Origin of the sequence: Streptomyces sp. NRRL WC-3549 (assembly GCF_000721935.1) — a bacterium.
Lineage (GTDB): Bacteria > Actinomycetota > Actinomycetes > Streptomycetales > Streptomycetaceae > Streptomyces.
Genome location: NZ_KL585386.1, coordinates 111353 through 112163 on the forward strand (window position 1 = coordinate 111353; position 811 = coordinate 112163).

At 76.4% G+C, this 811-nt stretch carries 1 pseudogene; it reads left to right on the forward strand.

Annotation, left to right across the window (positions count from 1 at the left end):
• A pseudogene (locus IH13_RS0104890) lies at window positions 1-811 on the forward strand (hypothetical protein); the annotation flags it as partial.

The following is an 811-nucleotide window of genomic DNA, read 5'->3' on the forward strand; positions in this document are numbered from 1 at the left end:
CTGCAGGCCACCGTGCTGCTCGCCGCCGAGCCGTACCGGCCCGCCGCTCCGGAGCTCGGGGCCATCGGCATGAAGCAGCGTCAGCTCGACGCCGGCAACGCCATGCTGGCCTCGGTCGACGCCGAGGACCGGCAGGCGCTCGTCGGGGCCCTGCTGCCCGCCGACCCCGACGACCTGTGGACGTCCGGCCCGGACACGGCGGCGGCGGGGCCGGTGTGGGCGGAGCGGCTCGGGCACCTGGTCCGTCTGCCGGAGGACCTCGTCGGGCAGCTCGCCGAGACGAGCTCCGGTGCCGCGGAAGCGGTGCTCAACCCACGGCACACGCCCTGGCTCGCCCGCACCACGGTGCAGCGGCCCGACAAGGACGGCGACCTGGTCGCCGAGGACCCCTCGGCCGTGCCCGGTCCGTACACCGTGCAGCATGCCGTCGGCGCCCTGGCCACGCTGGCCTACGTCCTGCCGTTCGGACATCCGCTGCGCGCGGCGCTGCCGGACGGTCTGGCCGCACTGCGCCGCCGCCTGGCCGACCCGGAGCTGCTGCTGAGCCTCTCCGCGGATTGGACGGAACAGGGCCGCCCGACCGCCGCCGAGATCCGCAAGGCGTACGGGATGCCGGCCACGGGAGGGGCCGACGCGCAGGGCTTCACCCGGGTCGGAGACGCCCTCGTCCTGCGGCCCTGGTTCCGCGACGCCGAGACCGTCCTGGTCCGTCCGGCCGGGCTCACCGGCCCCGACGACTCGGTCTTGGGGCTCATCGAGGGTCTGACGGGCGCCGGGCCTGCCGGTGGACCGGCGGCCGTCCGCGCCGTCT